2 rRNA genes (1 of these 2 cut by a window edge) are annotated in these 2,810 nt (G+C 57.3%); both read right to left on the bottom strand.

What is annotated here, in order from left to right:
- Positions 1-45: 45 nt before the first annotated feature.
- A 5S ribosomal RNA gene (gene rrf, locus O9332_RS08790) occupies positions 46-158 on the bottom strand.
- 66 nt (positions 159-224) lie between these two features.
- Positions 225-2,810, bottom strand: a 23S ribosomal RNA gene (locus O9332_RS08785); it runs 298 nt beyond the window's last position.

Here is a 2,810-nt window from a genome sequence, read left to right as displayed (position 1 = left end):
AATAAAAAAAAGCCCCTGAAAAAGGGGCTTTATTTTTGGTATAAAAAAAGGCAACGGCCTACTCTCCCGGGTGTTACCCCAGTACCATGGGCGCTGGCAGGCTTAACTTCTCTGTTCGGGATGGGAAGAGGTGGTGCCCTGCCGCCAAAGTCACCTTCGTGCTTTTAATGGCTTTTGTTATTTCTTGACAGTTGCCGGCAAAGGAAGGGAGCGCAAGTGCGCACAGGGTGAAGCGTTCGGGCAATTAGTACCGCTCGGCTTTGGCATCGCTGCCTTTGCACCTGCGGCCTATCAACGTGGTCATCTCCCACGGCCCTTCAATAGGTGGCCTCATCTCGGGGCGGGTTTCGCGCTTAGATGCTTTCAGCGCTTATCCCTGCCCAACATGGCTACCCGGCGGTGCGGCTGGCGCCACAACCGGTACACCAGAGGTTGGTCCAGCCCGGTCCTCTCGTACTAAGGCCAGATCCCCTCAAGCCACCAACGCCCATCACAGATAGGGACCGAACTGTCTCACGACGTTCTGAACCCAGCTCGCGTGCCACTTTAACGGGCGAACAGCCCGACCCTTGGGACCTTCTCCAGCCCCAGGATGTGACGAGCCGACATCGAGGTGCCAAACCTCCCCGTCGATATGAGCTCTTGGGGGAGATCAGCCTGTTATCCCCAGCGTACCTTTTATCCTTTGAGCGATGGCCCTTCCATGCAGAACCACCGGATCACTATATCCAGCTTTCGCCCCTGCTCGGCATGTCCGCCTCACAGTCAAGCGCCCTTATGCTATTGCACTCCGCGCACGATTACCAACCGTGCTGAGGGCACCTTTGAAAGCCTCCGATACACTTTCGGAGGCGACCACCCCAGTCAAACTACCCACCACGCAGTGTCCCGCGCCAAAAGGCGGGGTTAGGCACCAAGGGGGCAAAGGGCGGTATTTCACCGTTGACTCCCCTGCCCCTAGCGGGGCAGGATCAGCGTCTCCCGCCTATCCTACACATCACCCCCCCAGTGCCAATGCGAAGCTATAGTAAAGGTGCATGGGGTCTTTCCGTCCCGTGACGGGTACACGGCATCTTCACCGTGACTACAATTTCACCGAGCTCATGGCCGAGACAGCGCCCAGATCGTTACACCATTCGTGCAGGTCGGAACTTACCCGACAAGGAATTTCGCTACCTTAGGACCGTTATAGTTACGGCCGCCGTTTACTGGGGCTTCGGTTCAGCGCTTCGCCTTGCGGCTGACGCCCCCCCTTGACCTTCCAGCACCGGGCAGGTGTCAGGCCTTATACTTCATCTTGCGATTTCGCAAAGCCATGTGTTTTTGTTAAACAGTCGCCTGGGCCATTTCTCTGCGGCCCGCGTTGCCGCGGGCACCCCTTTTCCCGAAGTTACAGGGTTAATTTGCCGAGTTCCTTGGCCATGATTCACTCGAGCACCTCAGGATCCTCTCCTTGACCACCTGTGTCGGTTTGCGGTACGGGCACCGCAGCGGTTGAGCTTAGGGGGTTTTCTCGGGAGCCTGTTACCGTCCACTCCATTCGGCCGAGGCCTCCTGGTACTTTCGGGATTCAGCACGATCCGCGGTCTTGCCTGCAGAACGTATACCTACCCCCTTAAACGGGCTGTTCCGTCAGCCCGTGGGACTTTCACTCCTCCTTCACCCCATCGCCCGCTGCGCTGGTACCGGAATATTAACCGGTTTGCCATCGGGTGCGCCTTTCGGCCTCCCCTTAGGACCCGACTGACCCGCGGCTGATTGACATTGCCGCGGAAACCTTGGTCTATCGGTGGGCGGGGTTCTCACCCGCCTTATCGTTACTTATGCCTACATTTGCTTTTCCAACCGCTCCACCTCAAGTTATCTCTCGGCTTCTCCGCTGTTGGAATGCTCCCCTACCACTGCATTGCTGCAATCCCAAGCTTCGGCACCATGTTTTATGCCCGATCATTATCGATGCCCTGCCGCTCGACCAGTGAGCTGTTACGCACTCTTTAAAGGGATAGCTGCTTCCAAGCTAACCTCCTGGCTGTCGCTGCAGCTGGACCTCCTTAGTTCAACTTAACATGGATTTTGGGGCCTTAGCCGTGGGTCTGGGTTCTTTCCCTCTCGGACGCGGACCTTAGCACCCGCGCCCTCATTGCAGGGTATGTTTGGCGGCATTCGGAGTTCGTCAGGATTTGGTAGGATGTGACTCCCCCTAGTCCTATCGGTAGCTCTACCTCCGCCAAACTCAACCCCCACACTGTCCCTAAAGACATTTCGGGGAGTACGAGCTATTTCTCAGTTTGATTAGCCTTTCACCCCTACCCTCAGCTCATCCAAAAGCTTTTCAACGCTTACTGGTTCGGGCCTCCACCCCGTGTTAACGGGGCTTCACCCTGGCCAAGGGTAGATCACAAAGTTTCGCGTCTGCCCCCACTGACTGTGCGCCCTGTTCAGACTCGCTTTCGCTCCGGCTCCCCCCGTCAACGGGGTTAACCTTGCCAGTGACGGCAACTCGTAGGCTCATTATGCAAAAGGCACGCCATCACCCCATCTCGGGGCTCTGACCGCTTGTAGGCGCATGGTTTCAGGTTCTCCTTTCACCCCGTTGTTCACGGTGCTTTTCACCTTTCCCTCACGGTACTGGTCCACTATCGGTCTCTCGGGAGTGTTTAGCCTTACCGGATGGTGCCGGCAAATTCAAACGGGGCGTCTCCGACCCCGCCCTACTCAGGGTACCGCCTCTCCCCTCTGCTTTCCCTTACGGGGCTCTCACCCTCTCTGGCCCGCTTTCCCACGCGGTTCAGGTCTGCTTTGGTTTCGAT

The sequence above is a fragment of the Microcystis sp. LE19-10.1B genome, from assembly GCF_027530565.1.
In the GTDB taxonomy this organism is placed as follows: domain Bacteria; phylum Cyanobacteriota; class Cyanobacteriia; order Cyanobacteriales; family Microcystaceae; genus Microcystis; species Microcystis aeruginosa.
Note: the sequence above shows the minus strand (reverse complement) of the source record. Positions and strands in the feature narration are given on the sequence as shown.